This is a genomic window from Loktanella agnita, from assembly GCF_046640325.1.
Classification (GTDB): domain Bacteria; phylum Pseudomonadota; class Alphaproteobacteria; order Rhodobacterales; family Rhodobacteraceae; genus Yoonia; species Yoonia agnita.
This window is the reverse complement of record NZ_JBJMBF010000002.1, coordinates 228564-250092: the sequence shown is the minus strand read 5'-3', so window position 1 is coordinate 250092 and position 21529 is coordinate 228564. Positions and strand designations below refer to the sequence as shown.

Here is a 21529-nt window from a genome sequence, read left to right as displayed (position 1 = left end):
ATGCAGCAAACAGTTCTTATTCTGGGTGGGTCAGGCAAGGCCGGCAGCCATGCGGCTGATGCATTCTGGAACGCAGGCTGGACGATCCGCCAGTACAAGCGCGGCACCGATATGACACAGGCCGCAATCGGGGCCGATGTCATTGTGAACGGGCTGAACCCGCCCAACTATCACAACTGGGCAAAAACCATCCCGACCATCACAGGCCAGGTCATCGCAGCGGCAAAGGCCAGCGGCGCAACCGTCATACTGCCCGGCAACATCTATAATTTCGGCAATCAACCCGGCACCTTTGACGAAAGAACACCGCAGCACCCGCATACCCGCAAAGGCAAAATCCGCGCCGCCCAAGAGCAAAGCTATCGCCAGTCGGGTGTACAAACGATCGTGCTGCGGGCGGGCAATTTTATCGCGCCGGGCAGTCATGATGATATCATGTCATCGGGTCTGATGCGCAATATCCACAATGGCAGGCTGACCGCACTTGGCCCCGCCGACACGGTGCAGGCCTATTGCTACATGCCTGACTGGGCACGGGCAGCGGTGATGCTGGCCGAAAAGCGGGACACGCTGGCCACATTCGAAGATGTGCCATTTCCCGGCCATAGCTTTACCTACAGAAAGTTGTGCGAGACGGTGAATGCCGCCTCTGGCAAAACCCACAGGCTCACCGCCTTTCCATGGTGGGTCATGCATGCCCTATCACCCTTTTGGGAACTGGCGCGCGAAATGGCTGAAATGCGCTACCTCTTCGCGATGCCACACAAGATAAGCGCGGAAAAATTTGACCAGCTTCTGCCCGCTTTTCAGCCAACAGATTTGCATACGGTGATGCTGGCTGGCCTACCGGCGGACATCCACCCAGACAAGGTGATGCGGTCCGGCAAGCAGCCCATCACTGTCTGACCCACCATCAGACGCGGGCCAATGCACACCCGCGTCTGTGATCTGCCAGTCGACCGAGGGCAGCACATAGCTGACCCGCAGATTGCCCGGCCCATCCTGCTCTGGCCAATCTGCGGTGTCGATGCCAGGCAGCGGATCCTGTAATCGGGGATCAGCTAAAAAGACCGCCATCGCGGTGGAAAACCCATCGCCATCCACTGGGTCCAGATTGGCATTGCCCGCGATAATAAAACGCTCTGGCGGTGGCCCAAACGCCCCGTCCAGAACCAGTTGCCACAGGCGCAGCTCATCGCGGTTTCGCAATCCGTTGCGGTCCTCGGGCCCGTCAAAAACCGGCGGCGTAGATGAAAAGCTCAACAGTGCAAATCCCGGATCACCCGGCGGGGCGACCTGCACGATCCAGTGACCGCTGGTCGACAGGCGTTGCACGGCCTGCACCTGATCGGGAAAAAAGGGCGCGCCGTCCACCATTGGCAACACCGCCACCGGCAGATCACGCCAGAGCAAGTCTGAAAAATCGCGTGTCAATGTCAGCGGAGACTGCGACAGGATCGCCATACCGCCATCCCCCGCGAAACGACCATAGCCCTGCGCATCGCGCGGCTCTCCCAGACGGCCGTTGCGATCCATATCCAACCCCGTCGGCATGCCGGTATTGGGGCGCGCCGCGAAATGATACGGGTAACGCCCGTCGAACATCTCGGCAAAAGCCGCCAGCGCAAAGCCATCATGATCGTAATCAAAATCCGTCAGAAGTAGAACGTCGGGCGCAACATGACCAATCACATCAGCCACCGCCGTGATCTGTTCATCCGCGCCTTTCAGAATGTCACGCAGCAGCAAACCGGGCCCGTCGCGGCTGAGGGGGGCAGCATAGGTTGCGATGCGATAGGTTTCGGCCTGCCCGATCAGGGGCAGCAGGCATAGGATCAGGCCGCCAATAAACCTTCGGCAGCGGCACGCTCGTAGGCTCTCTTGCGTTGCAGGTGGATCATCTGCGCGACACGGGCCAAAGCCACGCCACGCATCATGATACTTGCCGGTAGAAACGCCCATGCTGAAACCGTCCAGATCAGGGTTTGCGGTTCAACCAATCGAATGGGTGCCCCGAAATTCATGGCAATTTTCAGAACCGCCGGAATAAGGAATGGCAAAAGAAACCCTAATATAATGTTAATGCGGCCATCACGCATGAGGCGTTTGACCACATCGCCGCCCGCCGTCGGATCGAATGTCGGCAGGTTGATCCAGACATTAAATGCACCACCCCGGCGGGGCCAATGTTGCAGTCGCAAAAGAAGGACGAACCAGATAATCGAGAAAAGCGAAATAACATAGCTCAGCCCGGCCGCATCGCGCAATTGCGCAAGCGCCATCGGGCTGGTGTCCTCTGGCATCATCAACAGCATCAGCCGAACCGGCGAATAGGGGAAATCAATGGTCTCGCCGACCCGGGTGCCGCTGGTCTGGAAAAACTGCGTCATAGCAGAGGGCGCCGCGTCACCCCGGAAAATCACCGACAAGCAAAGAACCGTTGCGAAAAGCGCCGAAAACCGCACCCGGTTAAAGGGCGGCGCATCGCGAAATTCCACAAGGCTGGGGCTGCTCGCGCTATATTCAACAATGGTAAAGAGCGCCGCAAAAATGGCGACAAGCGCAATGATCTGCGCACTGTCATCGGACCCACTGGTAAGCAGCACCGACGGCATCACGATCAGCATCACGACCATGGCCGCTCGCATCATTGCTCCTGGCAGTCGGAATAGCACCCCTATTCACCCTCTTTCGGATCCAGCAAGAAAATAGAATCCTATCTCCCGCGTGCCACGTTCAAAACCTTCTTCTGTCCTCCCCGGACAAGTTCAGGATCAACTCTACAACGTAACTCACTTACAAAACTTTAGAACCAAGATAAAAAAAGTCCATGGGTTTGCAGCCCTGCAATCTGGAATTTCCCAATCTTTCACCAGCCGATAGCGACGGCACACGTATGACGCAATCAGCGCCAGAAACATTCACGCATAAGCGATCGCAATGCACGCAAAAGTTGCTTTAAGAACACATTATTGCGCGAGAGTTGCGGCCACGATGTCTTATGACATAGCAAGCCACAATTTTAGCGCGGCAATCGTGTCACACCCAGGGGCGCTCGGCCCCGGATTTTGCCTCAAAGCTGTCAATGGACGGCGCTTTTTCCATGGTCAAGCCGATATCGTCTAGACCGTTCAGCAGGCAATGCTTTTTGAACGGGTCGACATCAAACGCGAAGACCTCGCCGTCCGAAGACGTAATGGTTTGCGCCTCCAGATCGACCTCAATCCGGGCGTTCGATCCCTTTTCGGCGTCTTGCATCAGCACATCCACCTGCTCTTGCGGCAGCGCGATCGGCAGGATGCCGTTCTTGAAGCAGTTGTTGTAAAAGATGTCGGCATAGCTGGGCGCGATCACGCAGGAGATCCCGAAATCCTTGATCGCCCATGGGGCATGTTCGCGGGACGAGCCACAGCCGAAATTGTCACCCGCAACCAATATCTGCGCCTCACGATATTGCGGCTTGTTCAGAACGAAATCGGGGATTTCCTTGCCGTCGTCATCATAGCGCATCTCATCGAACAGATTCACGCCCAGCCCGGACCGCTTGATGGTCTTCAGAAACTGCTTGGGGATGATCATATCGGTGTCGATATTGACCAGCGGCAGGGGGGCGGCAATGCCGCTCAGCTTTGTAAACTTGTCCATTCTCTTATCCTTTCCTCAGGCCGCCAGGGCCGTGTCATTTCGGGCGCAGCGCGGCACAGAAACCGGCGCGGGCCATAGTGTTTTCTTGGTTTGATCACCTTCACGGGCATAATCGGGGCATAAATCAACTTCGGACCCTATCCCATGCCAGTTATTCTTGCCGTTATCGGTGCCGCCACCGCCTTTTACTTCATCGTCATCCGTGCCCGACACGGGGCCGAGATAGCGACCGATATGCTCGATATGGCCAATGATGTTCGCCTTGCGGCCCGTCGGTTCGGCTTTAGGCGCAGCAAGAACATGCACCCCGCCGAAAGCATCGAAGACCCTAATCTGGCCATCACCGCCATTGCGCTCAGCTTTCTGGAACTCAACGACCTGCCCACGCAGGACCAGCGCAACGCGATGATCCTGCAAACGCAGTCCACATTGGGCGTCAGCAAATCCGATGCCGAGGAAATGATGGTCCTGGGCCGCTGGCTGATGAACGAATGCGGCGGGGCCGATGGTGCGATCAGCCGGATCAGCCGCAAGCTGCAACGGCTCGACGGGGCGAACAGCTTTGACGCGCTGATGACCCTGATCAAAGCCACCCTGCCTGCAAGCGGGCTGAGCGACAAACAGCGCGAGGCGCTGGACGACATCAAACGGGCGTTCCGGATCAGGTGACATTCTCGGGGTCATCGCGACCTCTGTCTACATCAACTCTCGCACATCCGTCAGCTTGCCGGTAATCGCAGCCGCTGCCGCCATTTGCGGGGACATCAGGTGGGTGCGCCCACCCCGGCCCTGACGGCCTTCGAAGTTCCGGTTGGATGTCGCCGCACAGCGTTCGCCGGGGGCAAGCTGGTCGGGGTTCATCGCCAGACACATGGAACAGCCCGCAAGCCGCCATTCAAAACCGGCCTCTTTGAAAATGTCCGCCAGCCCTTCTTCTTCGGCCTGCGCACGTACAAGGCCAGAGCCGGGCACGACCATCGCCCGCAGCCCGTCTTTCTTTTTCTTGCCTTTCAGGATCGCCGCCGCAGCGCGCAGATCCTCGATCCGGCCATTGGTGCAGGAGCCGATAAACACCGTGTCGATTTCGATGTCCGACAAAGGCGTGCCGGGGGTCAGCGCCATATAGTCCAGTGACCGCTGCGCCGCTCCGACTTTGCCGCCTTCAAAATCGGCAGCGTTTGGTACCGTTGCGGTGATCGGCAGCACGTCTTCGGGCGAGGTGCCCCAAGTGACGACCGGCGCAATCTCTTCGCCCTTCAGCGTGATCACCTTGTCGAAATGCGCGCCCTCATCGGTAAAGAGGGTCCGCCAATAGGTCACTGCGGCTTCCCACTCGGCACCTTTGGGGGCGTGCGGGCGGCCCTTGCAATATTCAAATGTCTTTTCGTCAGGCGCGATCAGGCCAGCGCGGGCGCCGCCTTCGATGGCCATGTTGCAGACGGTCATCCGGCCTTCGATGGACAGATCGCGGATCGCCTCGCCACAATATTCGATGACATAGCCGGTGCCGCCAGCGGTGCCTGTCGCGCCAATGACGGACAGGGTGATGTCCTTGGCGGTGACACCGGGGCGCAGCTTGCCGGTGATCTCGACCTTCATGTTCTTGGATTTCTTCTGGATCAGCGTCTGCGTGGCCAGCACATGTTCCACCTCTGACGTGCCGATCCCGTGCGCCAATGCGCCAAATGCACCATGGGTCGCCGTGTGGCTGTCGCCGCAGACAACGGTCATACCGGGCAGGGTCCAACCCTGTTCGGGGCCAACAATATGCACGATCCCCTGACGGACGTCCGAGACAGGGTAATAATGCAGGCCAAACTCCTTGGCGTTCGTATCAAGTGCGGCAACCTGAATGCGGCTGTCCTCGGTCATCGTTTCGGCATTGGCCCGGTCCAGCGTGGTGGGCACGTTGTGATCGGGTACTGCGATTGTCTGCTCTGGCTTCCGTACAGTGCGACCCGCCATGCGCAACCCTTCAAAGGCCTGCGGGCTGGTCACCTCGTGTACAAGGTGGCGATCAATGTAGAGCAGACAGGTCCCGTCGTCGGCCTCATGCGCCACATGGGCATCCCAGATTTTATCATAGAGCGTTTTGGGGGACATTGGTCCTCTCCCGTTTGTTGAGTGTATATTGAAAAAAGGTGGAGATCCGCGTGCCAGTAGGCACGCCGAGCGTCATAGACGGGCGAGGATGGCGCGGTTGGCACCATAAAAGCGCCAAGGCAAGCGCGCGCGATCATCCATGTCGAATACTTGGGTCATAAAGATCAGATATACAGGCGTGCCGCATCTCGCAAGTCAGATGTCTGTGTCACAGCACACGGACGTTATGTGCCAAAAAGTCCAAGGTGACGTCGATCTGAGCAGATTTGCCGATCTAAGAGGAGGATTATAATGTCAATTGGTCACCCTTGGCGCGTGTCCGCGTTGATTCTGGCGCTAGGCGCAGCGCCAGCCGTCGCCCAGAACTTTCAATACGAAAGCGAGGTCGGCTTCCCCGACTTCGGATTTATGCTATCCCCCAGCGCGTATCAGGGGCCAGTTTTCGTGCTGTCCGACAATTTCCCGGACACGATTCCCCCGCTGGACCCGCAAGTTGAACAGATTTTAGCCATCGATTTTGAAACCGACCCAATGGCCTATGTGATGGCGGTGCGGGATTATGTTTTCACCGGCAACATCCACGGCGGCGATGTCGCGGATGATTTCATCCTGCAAAACAATTCCGCAGGGATCGGTTGGTATCACATGCCTTGGCAGCACTGGGGACCCACCGGCCGCGAAGGCTATCACGGCTTGACCCGTGAAGGCCCCTTGTCGGCAAAGGTACTCGCACCCGAGCAGGAAAATTCATCCTACGCCTATGCAGTCGGTTTCTATAATGGTCCCGGCGGGTTCACGATTGGTCAGGTCTGGAATGACCCCAACGGCGGCCCCGACCTGACACATATGATCGACGCGATGGAAACCGGGTTCGCCTTCCCAGAAGGCACGGTCGTCGGCAAATTCCTGTTTACATCCCTTGGTCCCGATCAGGTGCCCTGGCTGGATAATCCACTTCAATGGGACGCTTATGTCTATGCCTGCGACGCCGATCCGACAATCGATTGCCCCAGCGGTGATGCGATGATGACCGCACCCCGGGTAACGCAACCGATGAACCTATTGCAGATGGATGTGATGGTCAAAGACAGCCGCGCCGACGAAGCAGGCGGCTGGGTTTTTGGCACCTTTGCTTACAATGGGGGCGCTGACGGTTCCTCGGAATATGCCGATTACGGGTCATTCTGCGCGGATATTTCCGGTGGGGGAAAGAATTGGTGCAATCTGATGCCTGTGGGTGTGATGTGGGGCAATGACCCTGACAATGCAGACACTTTCATCAATACCGCCCCGACAGAAACCGTTATCAATACCGCGCTCGAACAGACATGGATCAACCCCGATGACGCCCTGCCCGCGATGCACCTTGGCTTCAATTCGCGGCTGAACGGACCGGCCGATAACCCCACATCCAGCTGCATGTCGTGCCATGCGACCGGACAGGTGCCCAGCGTCAGTGCAATCATGCCATGGCTCGACGGCGTGGATATTCCCGAAAACGGCACGCAGGCCTCTGCTGCATGGATGCGCTGGTTCCGGAACTTTGAAGACGGTGAGGCCTTTGATGAAGGACTGGCCGTGAGCATGGATTTCTCGATGCAGATGACCAAAGGAATCGAGAATTTCATCCAATTTCGCGGGCAGATCGAAGAAGGCCGTTTTGCCTTGGAATATTGGGGGAGCAACGGCAGCGAACCGATCAGCCGCGGGGCCACGCTTCCAATGCAATAAACCAGACCCTGTTTAAGGTCTGTAGACTCCGCCTACGTCATCTGACGTTGGGCGGGGTTTTATTTTGCGCCTAGGATGTCAGGGACAACCGTAGCGAAATAAGTGGTGGTGAACTCAAACGACAGGCTTGATCATCGTCTCCGCTGGCACCGTCGCTCCGGCCTTAACCGTATCGAACGTTGCCTGCGCATCCTCCGTGGATAAGCCAGCGTTGAGCGTCACATCAACCCGGATCGACTCAACAATCGTTTCAGGGGGAACACTTGTGCCATAGATAAAGACACGCGACGCCTCGAATGTTTGGCCTGGACCCGGTTCATCTTCTTCATTGAAAAACGAGATATCGACATTGTAACCCGCTACGCCATTGATCGTGCCTTCGCTTACCTCCACCAGCAGGTCGGCAGTAAGCGCACCCGGGTCGCTGGTATCAATTGTCATAACGATCTCGTCGTCCTGACTAATGGGATTGAAGTCTCTTATGATGGCAACCGTCTGCTGTTCATCGTCATCATTTGCCAATGCATAGAAAACATCATCATCAGCGCCACCTTCAAGAATTCCGCGCCCAGTGACCATAATCAGATCATCATCTTCGAAACCGCCGACGGCCTGACCTCCAGCGCCCCACAAGAAAATGTCGTCATCACCGCCTTCGCCCCGCAGCGTATCGGTCCCGGTATTGCCATAGACGACATCATTACCCGCACCAGCGCGCACAATGTCATTCCCCTCGCCCGCGTCGATGGTATCATCGCCACCGCCGCCTTCGATCGTGTCATTGCCGCCAAGGCCATTCAATTCATCATCGTCGGCCCCACCATAGATTTCGTCGCGATTTGCGCCGCCTGTGATGATATCCTCGCCGCCGCTGCCGCGCAGTATATCCTCACCGCCGTTGCCATTGATGATGTCATTGCCCAGAAAGCCCAAAATCTCATCAGCACCCGAGGTCCCCTCAAGCTCATCATCTTCCGGCGTCCCCTTAACCTCATTGGGCTCGTCATCCCCGTCCTCATCGCCAAGCGCAGGGACAATCAGGGCAAGACCAAGAAGGCCGAGAATGATAGTGATCAGGTCCATCAGAGGAAACTCGCAATAATATCTGTTTACTCTTCTTAAACGTTTCGCCCTGAACCGAGCAAGCGCCTAAAGGTTAGATGCTACTTTCGCATCTCAACCGTGCGTTCCGTACCGTCCCAATGGTCTTGCACGGGCACGAAACCCAGTTTTTCATAGAAAGCCACGCCCGCAAGAGACGCGCGCACCACAAAGTGAGATACGCGGTTTTTTGCCGCCTCTGCCGCAATCCGGTCGTACAGACGGGCCCCGATTCCCATACGCTGCTGGCTGGAATCGACGAAAAACGTCTTGACCACACCGGTGCCAGCCTCTTCTCCTGGCGCATAGCTGGCTGTTCCAACCAGCCGATCACCCCGCGTGGCCACAAAGCTCACCCGCCCATCAGCAAGCATATGGCGCACGCCCTCTGGCGTGAAATGCCCGGCGACGCGGCGAACATTCTCTGCGCCGTAGTCGGGCAGGTTCGAGGCATAAAGGACGGCGCAGACCAGCGTCGATATCGCCGCAGCATCCGCGGCCTCGGCAGGTCTGATCACGATTTCGGGGCGCATGGGCATCTCCGCAACAAAGGCTCTGCTTGCCTGCATGGCGGGGCACATGCAACAGTAAGGACCACATTGCAGGCAAGCAGGGACCCCGATGGCGCGCCACGTTGATATGACAGGCCCCGATGACGCGATCTCTGATCTGGCGAATACGCCGCAGCTTCAGGAATTCATCGGCATCGGAAGTGAGATCGTCACACAGGCGCAGACCTTTCTGGGCAGTCTTTTCCGGACATGGAACCTCTATCAGATCGGCATCGTCATCGCGGTCTTCGTGCTGGCGCATCTGCTGCGGGCGATCCTTGGGCCACGGATCCGGGCCTGGATGGGCGCGCGGGAAAACTGGCCGAAATGGCGGATGCGCATTCTGGCCCTTATTCACCGGCGATTGCGGGCGATCTTCTTTGTCATCCTGATCTGGGCCACGATCACTGTCATGCGCGAGGTCACATGGCCCAGCCGTAGCTACCTGCTGAGCATTATCGGCACGCTGGCCTTTGCCTGGCTGGTCATCGTCTTTCTGACGCGATTGATCCACAGCCCCTTTGTCCGGCGCATCGTCCGATACGGCGCATGGACCTATGTGACCCTGCGGATCCTCGGGCTATTGGAACCGGCAGAACAACTGCTGGACAGTGCCGGTTTCACCATCGGGGAATTCCGGTTCTCACTGCTGCTATTGCTGCAATCACTGGTGATTCTGGGGGTACTGATCGCGCTCGCGCGCTTCCTGACCCATAACACCGCCAGCCGCATTCGGACGAACGAAGATATCAGCCCCTCGATGCAGGTGCTGATCATCAAGGGCGTGCAAATCGCCTTTTACGGGGCGGCGTTCTTTTTCGGGGTGCGGGCACTGGGGATCGACCTGACGGGGCTGGCGGTGCTGTCCGGGGCAATTGGCGTGGGGCTTGGGTTCGGGCTGCAAAAGGTCGTCTCAAACCTTGTGTCCGGGGTGATCATCCTGCTGGATAAATCAATCAAACCCGGCGACGTGATCAGCTTGGGGGATACCTTTGGCTGGATCAACGCACTGGGCGCGCGCTACGTGTCGGTCGTCACCCGCGACGGCAAGGAATACCTGATCCCGAATGAGGACCTGATCACCGGCCAGGTGGTCAACTGGTCGCATTCGAACGAGTTCGTCCGGCTCGACATCCATTTCGGCACCTCCTACCACGACAACCCGCATGAGGTGCGCAAGATCGCCATCGCCGCGGCGCAAAGCGTCGACCGGGTGCTGACCAGCCGCCCGACCGTCTGCCATATCGTCGGGTTCGGGGACAGTTCAGTCGATTACATCCTGCGGTTCTGGATTTCCGACCCGACAGGGGGGCTGACCAATATTCGGGGGAACGTCTTCCTCGCCCTGTGGGACGCATTTCAGGAAAACAACATCTCCATCCCCTTCCCCCAACGCGAGGTGAAGCTGCTGGAAAGCGAACAGGTGAATGTCAAAATGGGCGGATCACCCGACAGATGACGGGTTGACTCGCATCCTATATATCCATAATTCTCGATATATGGATAGGATAAAAGCCCTCGCCGCCTTCAGCGCCCTTAGCCAACCCACCCGGCTCGACGTTTTTCGCCTGCTTGTGAAAGCGGGGGAAACCGGCATGTCCGCCGGGGATATCAGCGACACGCTGGGCGTGCGGCAAAACACCATGTCCGCTAACCTGTCGGTGCTGACACAGGCCGGGCTGATCCGGAACGAACGGCACGGGCGCAGCATCCGCTACTACGCCGATATGGACGGCACGCGGGGGCTGCTGGGCTTCCTGCTCGAAGACTGCTGCGGCGGGCGACCAGAACACTGCCAACCGATCATCAATGATATCCTCTGCGCTTGTTAAGGAGCCACCCAATGACCGACAGACCTTATAATGTCCTGTTTCTGTGCACCGGTAATTCGGCACGTTCATTGATCGCCGAAGCCCTCATCAACCGCGAAGGTCAGGGCAAATTCAGGGGCTTTTCCGCCGGATCATCCCCCGGCCCGGCGCCGCACCCCTATACGCTGAACCTGCTCAAAGGGATGAACCACGATATCAGCTTTGCGCGGTCCAAGCCTTGGGATGAATTCGCGACGCCCGACGCACCCCAGATGGATTTTGTTTTTACCGTCTGCGACACTGCGGCCGCAGAACAATGCCCGGTCTGGCCCGGCCAGCCGGTGACAGCCCATTGGGGCATGGCCGATCCGGTCAAGGTCACAGGCACCGAAGCGGTCAAGCGCCTCGCCTTTGCGGAAACCTACCGGATGCTGCGCAGCCGGATTTCGATCTTTGTGAACCTGCCGATCCGCTCGCTCGACAAACTGGCATTGCAACGCAACCTTGATGAGATCGGCAAAGAAACCCAGCCAACCGCCTGATCAATCCCACACAGCTGCGCGCGCGGCAGATCATTCTGGTGCGGCGCAACACACATAGCCTCAAGACTGAGAAGTGACCCCCATGAAAGACCTCTCTGACACGCCGCAGCTTGATGCGGACAGTTTTCGCGAAACCGATGCAAGCCAATTGCTGGGCGGGCAATCCGACAGCCATCGGCCACGCATCCTGCTGCTTTACGGGTCATTGCGGGAACGGTCCTACAGCCGGCTGATGACCGAAGAGGCGGCACGCATCCTCACCCTTCTGGGCGCTGAAACGCGGACATATAGCCCCTCTGGCCTGCCCTTGCCCGACGACGCAGAGGCGACGCATCCCAAAGTGCAGGAACTGCGCGATCTGGTCAGCTGGTCCGAAGGCATGGTCTGGTGCTCGCCCGAACGGCATGGGTCGATGACCAGCATCATGAAAGCGCAGATCGACTGGATTCCGCTTTCGCTGGGCGCCGTGCGGCCAACGCAGGGCAAGACGCTCGCCGTGATGCAGGTCAGCGGCGGATCGCAAAGCTTTAACGCGGTAAATCAGCTTCGCATTCTGGGGCGGTGGATGCGGCTGTTTACGATCCCCAACCAATCCTCCACGCCCAAGGCCTTTCTTGAATTCAACGAAGACGGGCGCATGAAACCCTCCCCCTTCTACGACAGAATGGTCGATGTGATGGAAGAGCTGATGAAATTCACCTTGCTGACGCGGGACAACAAGGATTACCTCGTCGATCGCTACAGCGAACGCAAAGAAAGCGCAGCCGCCCTGATGGCGCGGGTGAACCAAAAAGCAATCTGACCCGCCCCAATCACAACGCAGTCCCGGACCACGATCCGGGACCTCGCGCTGCACACCCCGGACCGGCATCAAGGCGCAGCCGCCGGTCTGATCGCCGGACCGACCCCACGGGTCGGCGATTTGGCAAAGCTCACCAACGACGGGGAGGTCAGATGCATGTTGCCACCATAAACTGCCACGACGGCCAACACAGATCGCCACCCCTCGGTCCGGCGATCAGACCTTAACGCGCGCTTCACACTCCCACCGCACGCCCCATTAACGCAAGCTTTTGCCCAAAACAGTCCGATAAAAGTCCGACGCATTTCCGACGGCAAATCGACCCTCAAAATCAGCCTCAAACCCCAACGTTAACGGATGATTCGCAAAAAAGGCCGCACAACCCAGTTGCGCGGCCCCGTCACCCCAACGAACGTTGCTTCAGCTCTTGTTCATCCGGTTTTCGATCAGGTCATCCACCACCGACGGATCAGCAAGGGTCGAGGTATCGCCCAGCGCGCCAAAATCATCCTCGGCGATCTTGCGCAGAATACGCCGCATGATCTTGCCCGACCGCGTTTTCGGCAAACCCGGCGCCCATTGGATCAGGTCAGGCTTGGCAATCGGCCCGATTTCCGACCGGACCCATGTTTCCAGCTCTTTGCGAAGATCATCGCTTGGCTCTTCACCATTCATCAAGGTTACATAGGCATAAATGCCCTGTCCCTTGATATTATGCGGATAGCCCACCACCGCGGCCTCGGCCACTTTGCTATGCGCCACCAGCGCGCTTTCGACCTCTGCCGTGCCCATGCGGTGGCCGGACACATTGATCACATCATCGACCCGTCCGGTGATCCAGTAATAGCCATCCGCATCGCGGCGGCAGCCGTCACCGGTGAAATAATAGCCTTTGTAATCAGAGAAGTAGGTTTTTTCGAACCGTGCGTGATCACCCCAGACCGTGCGCATCTGGGCGGGCCAGCTATCCTTGATACACAGCACACCCTCGGCGGCGGTGTCGCTGATTTCCTCGCCAGAGGTGGGTTCCAGAATAACCGGCTGCACCCCGAAAAACGGCAGTGTCGCCGATCCCGGTTTCGTCGCCGTCGCGCCCGGCAGCGGGGTCAACAAGTGGCCCCCGGTTTCCGTTTGCCACCACGTATCGACGATGGGCACTTTGCCTTTGCCCACGACATCATTGTACCAATTCCAGGCTTCGGGGTTGATCGGCTCACCCACTGTGCCCAGCACTTTCAGGTCAGACAGATCGTATTTCTCAACAAATTCAGTGCCCTGCCCCATCAGCGCACGAATGGCGGTGGGGGCGGTGTAGAACTGGTTGACCTTGTGTTTTTCACACACCTGCCAGAACCGGCCCGCATCCGGGTAGGTCGGCACGCCTTCAAACATCAGCGTCGTCGCGCCATTGGCCAGCGGGCCATAGACGATATAGCTGTGCCCGGTGACCCAGCCCACATCGGCAGTACACCAGAAGATATCACCATCGTGGTAGTCAAAGGTATATTGGTGCGTCATCGACGCATAGACGATGTAACCGCCCGTCGAATGCACCACACCCTTGGGCTGCCCGGTGGAGCCTGAGGTGTAGAGGATAAACAGCGGATCCTCGGCATTCATCTCTTCCGGCGGGCAATCATCGCTGACCGTCTCTTCCATTTCGTGCAGCCAGTAGTCGCCGTCCGCGCGCCACGCGATCTGCTGACCGGTCCGTTTCACGACAAGACATTTCACCTCATCAAAGTCATTCAGCAGCGCTTGGTTCACGCTGTCTTTCAGGTTGGTCACCCGGCCACCACGCGGCGCACCGTCAGAGGTGATCACCACTTTTGCATCACAGGCATTGACCCGCGCGCCCAGCGCCTCGGCGGAAAATCCTGCAAATACAATAGAATGGATCGCGCCGATCCGGGCGCAGGCCAGCATGGCATAGGCGGCTTCCGGGATCATCGGCAGATACAGCACGACACGGTCGCCCTTGGTCACACCCATTTCTTTCAGCACATTGGCCATCTTGCAAGTCCGCGCGTGCACCTCTTTGTAGGTGATGTGCTGTGCCTCTTCGTCGGGGCTGTCAGGTTCCCAGATGATCGCCGTCTGATCGCCACGGGTTTCCAGATGCCGGTCGATACAATTGGCGGCCACATTCAGCGACCCGTCTTCAAACCAGCGGATATCGACATTTCCGGGGGCAAAGCTGGTGTTTTTCACCTTGGTAAAGGGTTTGATCCAATCAACTCGCTTGCCATGCTCGGCCCAGAAGGCCTCTGGGTCTGCAATCGACGCCGCGTACATGTCGTCATATTTGGCCTTATCGGCATGCGCATGTGCGGCCGCCGCTGCGGATGGCGGATAGGTTTTGTCGGTCATGGCGTGTCCCCCCCTTGATCATGTCTTGCGGACACCGCCAAGGCGGCATCCTCCTCCGCTGTTCATCATCATCAGATTGCGCAGGAATCCAAGCGTGCTGCGCGGGATCAGGGCGGATTTGTCAATCTTAACACGCGCGGGGTTGTACGGTTGTCAATGTATTTACACCCTTTTCAGGGTCGCGCGTCAAACCTATGTCAACGGGATGGATGCAATGCTGATCCTTGGTGCCGCCGTCTGGCCGGACGGACCTTCACCGACGCTGCGAAGGCGGACGGCCCATGCGGCGATGCTTTGGCATCAGGGTGCCGCACCGCTGATCATACCCTGTGGTGGGATCGGGCAGCATCCCCCAAGCGAGGCCGCAGCGATGGCGGATTTGCTGCTGGCCGATGGTGTCCCGGAGAATGCGATCAGGTTAGAGGATCAATCAACCACAACCCTTGAAAACATCCGCAACGCGCGCGCATTGTTCGACGGCCGCGATGTGCTGATCATCACAGATCGTTACCACGCCCGCCGCGCCGCGATGGTCGCGCGCCATTTTCACCTGCGCCCGCAGCTGTCCTGCCCCGATCTGCCGCATATCGCCCTGCGGCAGCACCTGCGCGAGACTTTGGCCCGGCCCGCCTATGCGCTGCGGCTGCGGCGCATCCCCCGTATCTAAAGCGTTATGCGACAGACCTGTCTTAGGCATTTCGCATAACGCTATAAGTGATCTTAACGGCGCGTTAACCACGCTGCATCAGTCTGACCGCAGGGGTCAGGTGCTGCCATGGGCTTTATATTTGTCATTATTGGTCTACTCTTGGCCGCCCAGCAGGGTGCCGCCGGGCCATGGCCGCGTGAACGGGGGCAGGTTTTTACCGCGCAGGGCGGGAATTTTTTGCTGTCCGATGGGGCGCAGCTGCCGGTGCATTATGATCCGACCTTCTATGCGGAATACGGGCTGACAGAGCTGATGACTGTCGGGCTGGATTACCACACGGCGGATCAGGGGCGCATCCACACAGGCTTTGCCTTTCTCAGTTTTCCGCTGGGCGACACGGACGCGCGCGATCGCTATGCAGCAAGCCTTGGCTATGGCGCGCGCATTGATGAATATAGTCCGCTTGAATGGATGGTGCGCGGCGGGTTTTCATGGGGGCGGGGGCTGGATAACGGCTGGCTGGCGATTGATACAACCGCCAGCTATGGCACGGTGGACCAAAGCTTTCGGCCCAAGGCGGATTTCACATGGGGGCATCACCTGAACGACCGCTGGACCGTCAGCCTGCAATTGCAGACCGGTGAAGGCTATAGCGACGATTATTACGCCAAGATCAGCCCGGCGATCAGCTTTGCCCTGAATGAAGAATACCGGGTCAGCATTGGCGCGGTGCAAGGGCTGACCGGGGATCAGGGCAGCGCCCTGAAGGTAGAGCTGTGGCGCACCCATACCTTTGGCCGCAAAGAGCTGCGCGCGCTTTTTGGCGAATAAAGCATTTCGATTTGTCAGGCCGCATGCCTGAAGTTAAAGTCGAAACGCTGTAGGTTGAGGCTACAGCCCGCCGATTGTCCGCAGCAACCCGATCACACCCTCTACCCCTTGCCCCTGCCGCAGGCTGGCAAAGACCACTGGCAAATCACCCCGCATCCGTGCCGCATCGCGCGCCATGACATCCAGCGAGGCCCCCACATGAGGCGCAAGATCCGTCTTGTTGATCACAAGGATGTCCGAACGGGTGATCGCGGGGCCACCCTTGCGCGGGATTTCCTCACCCGCGGCCACGTCGATGACATAGATCGTCACATCCGCCAGTTCCGGGCTAAATGTAGCCGACAGGTTATCGCCGCCGCTTTCGATCAGGACCAGTTCCAGATCGACATGCCGCTGCCGCATCTCGGCGATGGCAGCAAGGTTGATCGACGCATCCTCGCGGATCGCCGTATGCGGACAGCCGCCGGTTTCGACACCCATCACCCGGTCGGCAGGCAGGATCTGCATCCGCATCAGGGCTTCGGCGTCTTCCTGCGTGTAAATATCATTGGTGATCACACCAAGGCTGACCTGATCCTTCAACGCTTTGGCCAGCGCCGCCGTCAGGGTCGTTTTCCCCGCGCCCACCGGCCCGCCGATCCCCACACGCAATGGTCCATTTGGCGACATGTTCATCCTCCGAAAATAGTCAGTGCAAGACCTGCGGCGAGCATCAGGCAAAACGGCCCATAGATGCGGCGGTCATAGGTGGCAAAAGGTTCTTCGGGCGTCATCTTACGCCAGTGTTTGGTATAGGCGAGCAGCCCGCGACCAAGGAATACCACAATGGCCAGCCACAGAATGATCCGGCTGATCATCCACCCCTGTGTCCAGAGTGCCGCGATCACGAGGCCGAGGGCCAGTGCGACCAGAAAACACGGGATCGGCCCGGGCATCCGCGTCACACCCCGCGCGCCGACCACGGCACGGGTCAGGGCCGCCTCATCCCGGATGGGTAGCCAGATACCAAAGCCCCAAAACACATGCAGCAAAGCAACCGCACCAAGGATCAGCGACATCAAAATGGCAAGCACCATCATGATCGGAACAGTCGCGGGCTTTGGGATTCATGCTGCATTGATGCGATATCGACGGCGAAGGTGGCCGCACCCAGATCATCAAGCCCTGATTGCGCCGCTGCCTCCCCGATCTGGGTACAGATCGGGTTCAGCCCAGCAAGCACATGCTGACCTTTGGTCTGGCCAAGCGGCATCAGCCGCTGCGCCGCCTGTATCAGATTGCTGGCAAAAGCCTGCAGCCAAACTTGCGCCGTGGGCACCACCGGCAGCCCCATCAGCCCCGCCGCCCGGCCCACGGCAACCGGATAGGCCATATCCGGCAGGTCCAGCCCCCAGACCGCGCGGGTCGTGGCTGCAAAGGCCGCACCTTGCTGCACGGTTTCCATCCGGCGTTCGCGCGAAGGGGCCAGCGCCACAGCCAGTTCGGCCACCGGTGCGATATCCGCTGCCCCATGCGCCACGCAAAGCAAGATCGCATCGTTGCGCCCCGCCCCATCGGTCAGCACCGCGTGCAGCCAATCGGACAGGCTATCCGCATCACTCACATCGCCGCGCTGGATCGCACGTTCCAGCCCATGCGACCACGCAAAAGCCCCCACCGGATAGGACGGCGACAGCCATTGGGTCAGGGTCAGCAGATGGTCAGTGCGCATGGGAATGACTGTGGTCATGGCCCATCGTGCGACCATGGCCATAGGCCCCGCCTTCGGGTGTGAAAGGCCCGTCAAAATCGGTGACCGTCGCGCCCAGCTGTTCCAGCATCGCGCGCATCACCTTTTCGCGCTGCACAACCAATCCATCCGATGTGATCGCACAAGGGGCATGGCGGTTGCCGATATGCCAAGCCAGCCGTACCAGATCACCTGTCACGCGCATCAGCGGTTCATCTGCGGCCACCACCGCAATCTGGCGTCCATCCTCCAGCACAAAGACATGACCCGCATCGACAGAACTGGTCTGCGGCAGGTCCACCAGAAACGGTTCGCCACGCGCGCTGATCAGCCGTTTGCGCCGCAGCAGGCGGGCGTCATAGGTTAGGCTGACCGTATCCGCCACATCGCCATGGGCGTGGCTGTGGGTGCGATAGGCAATGGCGGTCATGGGCCGGTCACCACTGAAATACTGGTGATTTTTTGTGGCAGCGGCGCATCCGATTCCGCATCAGTGAAGTAAAGCATTGAACTGACGCCCAGATCCGGAAGGTAGATCAAACCTTCCTCTGTGCTATAGCCCTCGCTGATATAGCGCAAGCTGCCAGATATGGTGGCATAGGTGCAGCCATTGACAGAAATATTGTCCAATTGCCCCCATGTAGCGGACAAGGTTTTTTCATAGCGGCCTGCGGGCTGCGCGACACTGCTATTGGTCTGCCAACCGCCCTGCGCGACCGGTAAGGGCATGTCATCGGGGGCCATGGGATAGGTGAAGGTGGTGCGCGTTTCGGGGTCCGCCTCACCCGCGAAAAAATCAGTAAAGCCAAGACTGTAAAGCCCCTTGGCAAGCTCCACCTCAGAGCCGGTCTGGTCATCGTACCAGATCGTCAGCCCGACCACGCCGGGGCGCAGCGTGCGGTAGATTTCGAAGCTGCCGGTGTCCTTATCGACCCGGATGCCCTGCGCCAGATCCGCTGCTGTAACGCATGCAGCCGACCCCGTAGCCGGGGTCAGCAGCGCCAAAAAGGCGAATGCAGCGTGGCTGCCTAGATGAAACGGCCACCCATGATGCGCGCTGTTTCTTCGCGCCGCGTGGTTCCTTTTGCCGCCAGTTCTTCTTCGGACATCTCGGCCAGAGCGCGCAGCCGCAGCAGACGTGAATCCCGCTCGGCCATTGCGGTCAGCGCGTTGAACAGGGCAACAAACGGTTTGGCCAGGAGATCGCCCAGCATTTCGCGGTTTGTAATCAGTGTGTTGTCGGCTTGATATGCCATGGAACGCCTCTTGCATTAGATTGTCGTTCCTCCCGCCTCTTATTTTGGTCCATTTCGGCCGCATGACAAGGCTCAATTCTGCAGTGCAGCATTGCACCAGACGCAACACGCATTAACCTAATTCATGAAACAACGCTGCGCCAAGGGGCAATGGCGGTGAATTTGAATGCATTAGTATGGTCCCAACGACGGCAGTGCAGTCCCCGCCCATAAGGGCGGACGGGGGCTGCCCGACGTACCGCCGGGCGGATGAAATTGCTCAACCTACACACCTAAGATCCGAACGCTCTGTCAGGCTGTTCATTCAAAACATAAAATACCGCTGCGCCATCGGCAGGCTCTTTGCGGGTTCACAGGTCAGCAATTCACCATCTGCGCGCACCTCGTAGGTTTCGGGGTTCACTTCCATCTCTGGCAGGGCATCGTTCAGCTTCAGATCGCGCTTGCCGATCCCGCGTGTATTGGTCACGGGTAGCGTCTGCTTGGCAAGTCCAAGGCTATCGCGAATGCCCGAATCCTGTGCGGCGGCGCTAACAAATGTCACGGCGGAATGTTCCACCGACCGCCCGTAGGACCCGAACATGGGCCGGGAATAAACCGGCTGCGGTGTCGGGATCGACGCGTTGGGATCGCCCATCTGTGCTGCAACAATCGTACCACCCATCAGGATCATTTCCGGTTTCACCCCGAAAAACGCCGGGTTCCACAACACCAGATCCGCGCGCTTGCCTTCCTCGACAGAGCCTACATGGGATGAAATCCCATGCGCGATGGCTGGATTGATCGTGTATTTTGCGATGTAGCGCCGGACGCGCAGGTTGTCATTGTCACCCTTTTCGCCCGGCAGCGCCCCGCGTTGTTTTTTCATCTTATCGGCGGTCTGCCATGTGCGGATGATCACCTCGCCCACGCGGCCCATGGCCTGACTGTCCGAGGCGATGATCGAAAACGCACCCATATCGTGCAGGATATCCTCGGCCGCGATGGTTTCGCGCCGGATGCGGCTTTCGGCAAAGGCCACGTCTTCGGGGATGGATTTATCCAGATGGTGACAGACCATCAGCATGTCCAGATGTTCATCCACCGTGTTAACGGTGAAGGGCCGGGTCGGATTGGTCGAAGACGGGATCACATTCGGCTGACCGCAGATTTTGATGATGTCAGGCGCGTGGCCGCCGCCTGCGCCTTCGGTATGGAATGCGTGGATCGTGCGGTCTTCCATCGCTGCCACGGTGTTTTCGACAAAGCCGCTTTCGTTCAGCGTATCAGTGTGGATCATCACCTGCACATCCATCGCGTCTGCCACGGACAGGCAGTTATCAATGGCGGCAGGCGTTGTGCCCCAATCTTCGTGCAGCTTCAGACAGGCCGCACCTGCGCGCACCTGCTCTTCCAGCGGGGCGGGCAGCGCGGCATTACCCTTGCCTGCAAAGCACAGGTTCATCGCAAAAGCATCCGCCGCCATCATCATACGCCCCAAATGCCAAGGGCCGGGGGTGCAGGTCGTGGCCAAGGTGCCATGGGCGGGGCCGGTCCCGCCACCGATCATTGTGGTCAGGCCGGAATGCAACGCGTCTTCGATCTGTTGCGGACAGATAAAGTGGATATGGCTGTCGATCCCGCCTGCCGTCAGGATGCGGCCTTCGCCGGCAATCGCCTCGGTCCCCGGACCGACGATGATATCTACGCCGGGCTGTGTATCCGGGTTGCCCGCCTTGCCGATCTTGACGATGCGCCCGTCCTTCAGGCCCACATCGGCCTTGATGATCCCGCTCCAGTCCACAATCAGGGCATTGGTGATGACCGTATCAACCGCGCCTTCGGCCCGCGTGGCCTGTGACTGCCCCATCCCGTCGCGGATTACCTTACCGCCGCCGAATTTCACCTCTTCCCCATATAGCATCGCATTGCTGCCACTGCCCCCGGTGCTGGCAGCCCCCGCGCGTTCTGCCGTCAGGTCCCGCTCTACCTCGATCATCAGGTCAGTATCGGCAAGGCGCACCCGGTCACCGACAGTGGGGCCGAACATGGCGGCGTAATCAGCACGCGAGAGTGTGGCTGGCATGGGTAATTTCCTATATTTTCGGTATCTTCGGGCCGCGTTTCTGCAAGCGTTTTACATTGGCGCGGGTTTTCTGGCGAAAGGGTTTGATCGCTGCGGCGGCGATCTGGTCCGGGCTGCGCCCGGCCATAGCCGCGCGCGTCGCATTGGTGGTGGACTGGCTGACCGCCTGCGCTTTTTCGGAAATCATCCGCGAATCTTCCCCGCCAGTGACGGACCAGACCCCCGCCATGCCCATCACGCGCATGGCAATTACGGCTTGGGCTTCGGCCATCAGATACCCAAGCTCTACAGCATTGGACCAAAAGGCGAGCGGATTGGTGGTTTTCATCATCGTGCATCTCCT

Annotated in this window: 24 protein-coding genes; 9 read left to right on the top strand and 15 right to left on the bottom strand. The window is 58.8% G+C overall.

Features of this window, described 5'->3' with window-relative positions:
- A complete protein-coding gene (locus ACJ5NV_RS03300) occupies positions 1 to 906 on the top strand; it encodes an NAD-dependent epimerase/dehydratase family protein (protein WP_411642195.1) in 906 nt (301 codons plus the stop codon).
- Here the strand turns inward: ACJ5NV_RS03300 and ACJ5NV_RS03295 are convergent.
- The 3 genes from ACJ5NV_RS03295 to leuD all read right to left on the bottom strand — a co-directional run bounded on the left by ACJ5NV_RS03295 (position 844) and on the right by leuD (position 3645).
- Entirely contained in the window at positions 844 to 1749 is a 906-nt protein-coding gene (locus ACJ5NV_RS03295; RefSeq protein ID WP_411642278.1) for an endonuclease/exonuclease/phosphatase family protein, read from the bottom strand. The two genes, ACJ5NV_RS03300 and ACJ5NV_RS03295, sit on opposite strands and share 63 nt — an antisense overlap.
- Before the next feature lie 86 nt (positions 1750 to 1835).
- Entirely contained in the window at positions 1836 to 2648 is an 813-nt protein-coding gene (locus ACJ5NV_RS03290; protein WP_411642277.1) for a hypothetical protein, read from the bottom strand.
- Positions 2649 to 3039: 391 nt separating this feature from the next.
- Positions 3040 to 3645, bottom strand: a complete 606-nt coding sequence (leuD, locus tag ACJ5NV_RS03285; RefSeq protein ID WP_411642194.1) for a 3-isopropylmalate dehydratase small subunit — start codon at positions 3643 to 3645, stop codon at positions 3040 to 3042.
- Between the two features lie 144 nt (positions 3646 to 3789).
- Between leuD and ACJ5NV_RS03280 the strand changes: the two genes are divergently transcribed.
- Positions 3790 to 4314 carry a hypothetical protein gene (locus tag ACJ5NV_RS03280; RefSeq protein ID WP_411642193.1) on the top strand — a complete coding sequence of 175 codons (525 nt, stop codon included), beginning with the start codon at positions 3790 to 3792 and terminating at the stop codon, positions 4312 to 4314.
- Positions 4315 to 4341: 27 nt separating this feature from the next.
- On the opposite strand, the gene leuC is transcribed toward ACJ5NV_RS03280, so the two are convergent.
- Positions 4342 to 5748 carry a 3-isopropylmalate dehydratase large subunit gene (gene leuC / locus ACJ5NV_RS03275; RefSeq protein ID WP_411642192.1) on the bottom strand — a complete coding sequence of 469 codons (1407 nt, stop codon included), beginning with the start codon at positions 5746 to 5748 and terminating at the stop codon, positions 4342 to 4344.
- Positions 5749 to 6039: 291 nt separating this feature from the next.
- Here leuC and ACJ5NV_RS03270 point away from each other — a divergent pair, with 291 nt between their 5' ends.
- Positions 6040 to 7479, top strand: a complete 1440-nt coding sequence (locus ACJ5NV_RS03270) for a hypothetical protein (protein ID WP_411642191.1) — start codon at positions 6040 to 6042, stop codon at positions 7477 to 7479.
- Between the two features lie 114 nt (positions 7480 to 7593).
- On the opposite strand, the gene ACJ5NV_RS03265 is transcribed toward ACJ5NV_RS03270, so the two are convergent.
- Complete coding sequence (locus tag ACJ5NV_RS03265; protein ID WP_411642190.1) at positions 7594 to 8562, bottom strand: calcium-binding protein; 969 nt, start codon at positions 8560 to 8562, stop codon at positions 7594 to 7596.
- A gap of 80 nt (positions 8563 to 8642) precedes the next feature.
- A complete protein-coding gene (locus ACJ5NV_RS03260; RefSeq protein ID WP_411642189.1) occupies positions 8643 to 9113 on the bottom strand; it encodes a GNAT family N-acetyltransferase in 471 nt (156 codons plus the stop codon).
- Between the two features lie 88 nt (positions 9114 to 9201).
- Here ACJ5NV_RS03260 and ACJ5NV_RS03255 point away from each other — a divergent pair, with 88 nt between their 5' ends.
- The 4 genes from ACJ5NV_RS03255 to arsH all read left to right on the top strand — a co-directional run bounded on the left by ACJ5NV_RS03255 (position 9202) and on the right by arsH (position 12286).
- Positions 9202 to 10590 carry a mechanosensitive ion channel family protein gene (locus tag ACJ5NV_RS03255; RefSeq protein WP_411642188.1) on the top strand — a complete coding sequence of 463 codons (1389 nt, stop codon included), beginning with the start codon at positions 9202 to 9204 and terminating at the stop codon, positions 10588 to 10590.
- Positions 10591 to 10630: 40 nt separating this feature from the next.
- Entirely contained in the window at positions 10631 to 10963 is a 333-nt protein-coding gene (locus ACJ5NV_RS03250) for an ArsR/SmtB family transcription factor (protein WP_411642187.1), read from the top strand.
- Between the two features lie 11 nt (positions 10964 to 10974).
- A complete protein-coding gene (locus ACJ5NV_RS03245) occupies positions 10975 to 11484 on the top strand; it encodes an arsenate reductase ArsC (RefSeq protein WP_411642186.1) in 510 nt (169 codons plus the stop codon).
- Between the two features lie 82 nt (positions 11485 to 11566).
- Positions 11567 to 12286 carry an arsenical resistance protein ArsH gene (gene arsH / locus ACJ5NV_RS03240; protein ID WP_411642185.1) on the top strand — a complete coding sequence of 240 codons (720 nt, stop codon included), beginning with the start codon at positions 11567 to 11569 and terminating at the stop codon, positions 12284 to 12286.
- Positions 12287 to 12706: 420 nt separating this feature from the next.
- Here the strand turns inward: arsH and acs are convergent, their stop codons facing one another.
- On the bottom strand, positions 12707 to 14656 hold the full coding sequence (acs, locus tag ACJ5NV_RS03235) for an acetate--CoA ligase (protein WP_411642184.1): 1950 nt from the start codon (positions 14654 to 14656) through the stop codon (positions 12707 to 12709).
- Positions 14657 to 14870: 214 nt separating this feature from the next.
- On the opposite strand from acs, the gene ACJ5NV_RS03230 reads away from it, so the two are divergent.
- A complete protein-coding gene (locus ACJ5NV_RS03230) occupies positions 14871 to 15323 on the top strand; it encodes a YdcF family protein (protein ID WP_411642183.1) in 453 nt (150 codons plus the stop codon).
- A 108-nt stretch (positions 15324 to 15431) separates the two neighbouring features.
- Positions 15432 to 16136 (top strand): hypothetical protein, encoded by a 705-nt coding sequence (locus ACJ5NV_RS03225; protein ID WP_411642182.1) that lies wholly within the window; start codon positions 15432 to 15434, stop codon positions 16134 to 16136.
- A gap of 60 nt (positions 16137 to 16196) precedes the next feature.
- On the opposite strand, the gene ureG is transcribed toward ACJ5NV_RS03225, so the two are convergent.
- The 8 genes from ureG to ACJ5NV_RS03185 all read right to left on the bottom strand — a co-directional run bounded on the left by ureG (position 16197) and on the right by ACJ5NV_RS03185 (position 21517).
- Entirely contained in the window at positions 16197 to 16811 is a 615-nt protein-coding gene (ureG, locus tag ACJ5NV_RS03220) for an urease accessory protein UreG (protein ID WP_411642181.1), read from the bottom strand.
- The gene (locus tag ACJ5NV_RS03215) at positions 16808 to 17215 is read right to left on the bottom strand and encodes a DUF3995 domain-containing protein (RefSeq protein ID WP_411642180.1); all 408 of its coding nucleotides are present in this window, start codon (positions 17213 to 17215) and stop codon (positions 16808 to 16810) included. The genes ureG and ACJ5NV_RS03215 overlap by 4 nt, the downstream gene beginning before the upstream one ends.
- Entirely contained in the window at positions 17212 to 17865 is a 654-nt protein-coding gene (locus tag ACJ5NV_RS03210) for an urease accessory protein UreF (RefSeq protein WP_411642179.1), read from the bottom strand. The genes ACJ5NV_RS03215 and ACJ5NV_RS03210 overlap by 4 nt, the downstream gene beginning before the upstream one ends.
- Entirely contained in the window at positions 17837 to 18295 is a 459-nt protein-coding gene (locus ACJ5NV_RS03205) for an urease accessory protein UreE (protein ID WP_411642178.1), read from the bottom strand. The genes ACJ5NV_RS03210 and ACJ5NV_RS03205 overlap by 29 nt, the downstream gene beginning before the upstream one ends.
- Positions 18292 to 18870, bottom strand: coding sequence for a hypothetical protein (locus ACJ5NV_RS03200; protein ID WP_411642177.1), 579 nt, complete (start codon positions 18868 to 18870; stop codon positions 18292 to 18294). The genes ACJ5NV_RS03205 and ACJ5NV_RS03200 overlap by 4 nt, the downstream gene beginning before the upstream one ends.
- 23 nt (positions 18871 to 18893) lie before the next feature.
- Complete coding sequence (locus tag ACJ5NV_RS03195; protein WP_411642176.1) at positions 18894 to 19121, bottom strand: DUF1127 domain-containing protein; 228 nt, start codon at positions 19119 to 19121, stop codon at positions 18894 to 18896.
- Positions 19122 to 19425: 304 nt separating this feature from the next.
- On the bottom strand, positions 19426 to 21186 hold the full coding sequence (ureC, locus tag ACJ5NV_RS03190) for an urease subunit alpha (protein ID WP_411642175.1): 1761 nt from the start codon (positions 21184 to 21186) through the stop codon (positions 19426 to 19428).
- 10 nt (positions 21187 to 21196) lie between these two features.
- Positions 21197 to 21517 carry an antifreeze protein gene (locus tag ACJ5NV_RS03185; protein WP_411642174.1) on the bottom strand — a complete coding sequence of 107 codons (321 nt, stop codon included), beginning with the start codon at positions 21515 to 21517 and terminating at the stop codon, positions 21197 to 21199.
- Positions 21518 to 21529: the final 12 nt, after the last annotated feature.

Bases quoted from the DNA above. Each gene is read 5' to 3' on its own strand.
- ACJ5NV_RS03205 (WP_411642178.1), bottom strand. From the start codon at position 18,295: ATGACCGCCATTGCCTATCGCACCCACAGCCACGCCCATGGCGATGTG.
- ACJ5NV_RS03230 (WP_411642183.1), top strand. From the start codon at position 14,871: ATGCTGATCCTTGGTGCCGCCGTCTGGCCGGACGGACCTTCACCGACG.
- leuC (WP_411642192.1), bottom strand. From the start codon at position 5,748: ATGTCCCCCAAAACGCTCTATGATAAAATCTGGGATGCCCATGTGGCG.
- ACJ5NV_RS03195 (WP_411642176.1), bottom strand. From the start codon at position 19,121: ATGGCATATCAAGCCGACAACACACTGATTACAAACCGCGAAATGCTG.
- ACJ5NV_RS03250 (WP_411642187.1), top strand. From the start codon at position 10,631: ATGGATAGGATAAAAGCCCTCGCCGCCTTCAGCGCCCTTAGCCAACCC.
- ACJ5NV_RS03255 (WP_411642188.1), top strand. From the start codon at position 9,202: ATGGCGCGCCACGTTGATATGACAGGCCCCGATGACGCGATCTCTGAT.
- ACJ5NV_RS03225 (WP_411642182.1), top strand. From the start codon at position 15,432: ATGGGCTTTATATTTGTCATTATTGGTCTACTCTTGGCCGCCCAGCAG.
- arsH (WP_411642185.1), top strand. From the start codon at position 11,567: ATGAAAGACCTCTCTGACACGCCGCAGCTTGATGCGGACAGTTTTCGC.
- ACJ5NV_RS03245 (WP_411642186.1), top strand. From the start codon at position 10,975: ATGACCGACAGACCTTATAATGTCCTGTTTCTGTGCACCGGTAATTCG.
- acs (WP_411642184.1), bottom strand. From the start codon at position 14,656: ATGACCGACAAAACCTATCCGCCATCCGCAGCGGCGGCCGCACATGCG.
- ACJ5NV_RS03215 (WP_411642180.1), bottom strand. From the start codon at position 17,215: ATGATGGTGCTTGCCATTTTGATGTCGCTGATCCTTGGTGCGGTTGCT.
- ACJ5NV_RS03270 (WP_411642191.1), top strand. From the start codon at position 6,040: ATGTCAATTGGTCACCCTTGGCGCGTGTCCGCGTTGATTCTGGCGCTA.
- ACJ5NV_RS03210 (WP_411642179.1), bottom strand. From the start codon at position 17,865: ATGACCACAGTCATTCCCATGCGCACTGACCATCTGCTGACCCTGACC.
- ureC (WP_411642175.1), bottom strand. From the start codon at position 21,186: ATGCCAGCCACACTCTCGCGTGCTGATTACGCCGCCATGTTCGGCCCC.
- leuD (WP_411642194.1), bottom strand. From the start codon at position 3,645: ATGGACAAGTTTACAAAGCTGAGCGGCATTGCCGCCCCCCTGCCGCTG.
- ACJ5NV_RS03185 (WP_411642174.1), bottom strand. From the start codon at position 21,517: ATGATGAAAACCACCAATCCGCTCGCCTTTTGGTCCAATGCTGTAGAG.
- ACJ5NV_RS03280 (WP_411642193.1), top strand. From the start codon at position 3,790: ATGCCAGTTATTCTTGCCGTTATCGGTGCCGCCACCGCCTTTTACTTC.
- ACJ5NV_RS03260 (WP_411642189.1), bottom strand. From the start codon at position 9,113: ATGCGCCCCGAAATCGTGATCAGACCTGCCGAGGCCGCGGATGCTGCG.
- ureG (WP_411642181.1), bottom strand. From the start codon at position 16,811: ATGAACATGTCGCCAAATGGACCATTGCGTGTGGGGATCGGCGGGCCG.
- ACJ5NV_RS03290 (WP_411642277.1), bottom strand. From the start codon at position 2,648: ATGCGAGCGGCCATGGTCGTGATGCTGATCGTGATGCCGTCGGTGCTG.
- ACJ5NV_RS03300 (WP_411642195.1), top strand. From the start codon at position 1: ATGCAGCAAACAGTTCTTATTCTGGGTGGGTCAGGCAAGGCCGGCAGC.
- ACJ5NV_RS03265 (WP_411642190.1), bottom strand. From the start codon at position 8,562: ATGGACCTGATCACTATCATTCTCGGCCTTCTTGGTCTTGCCCTGATT.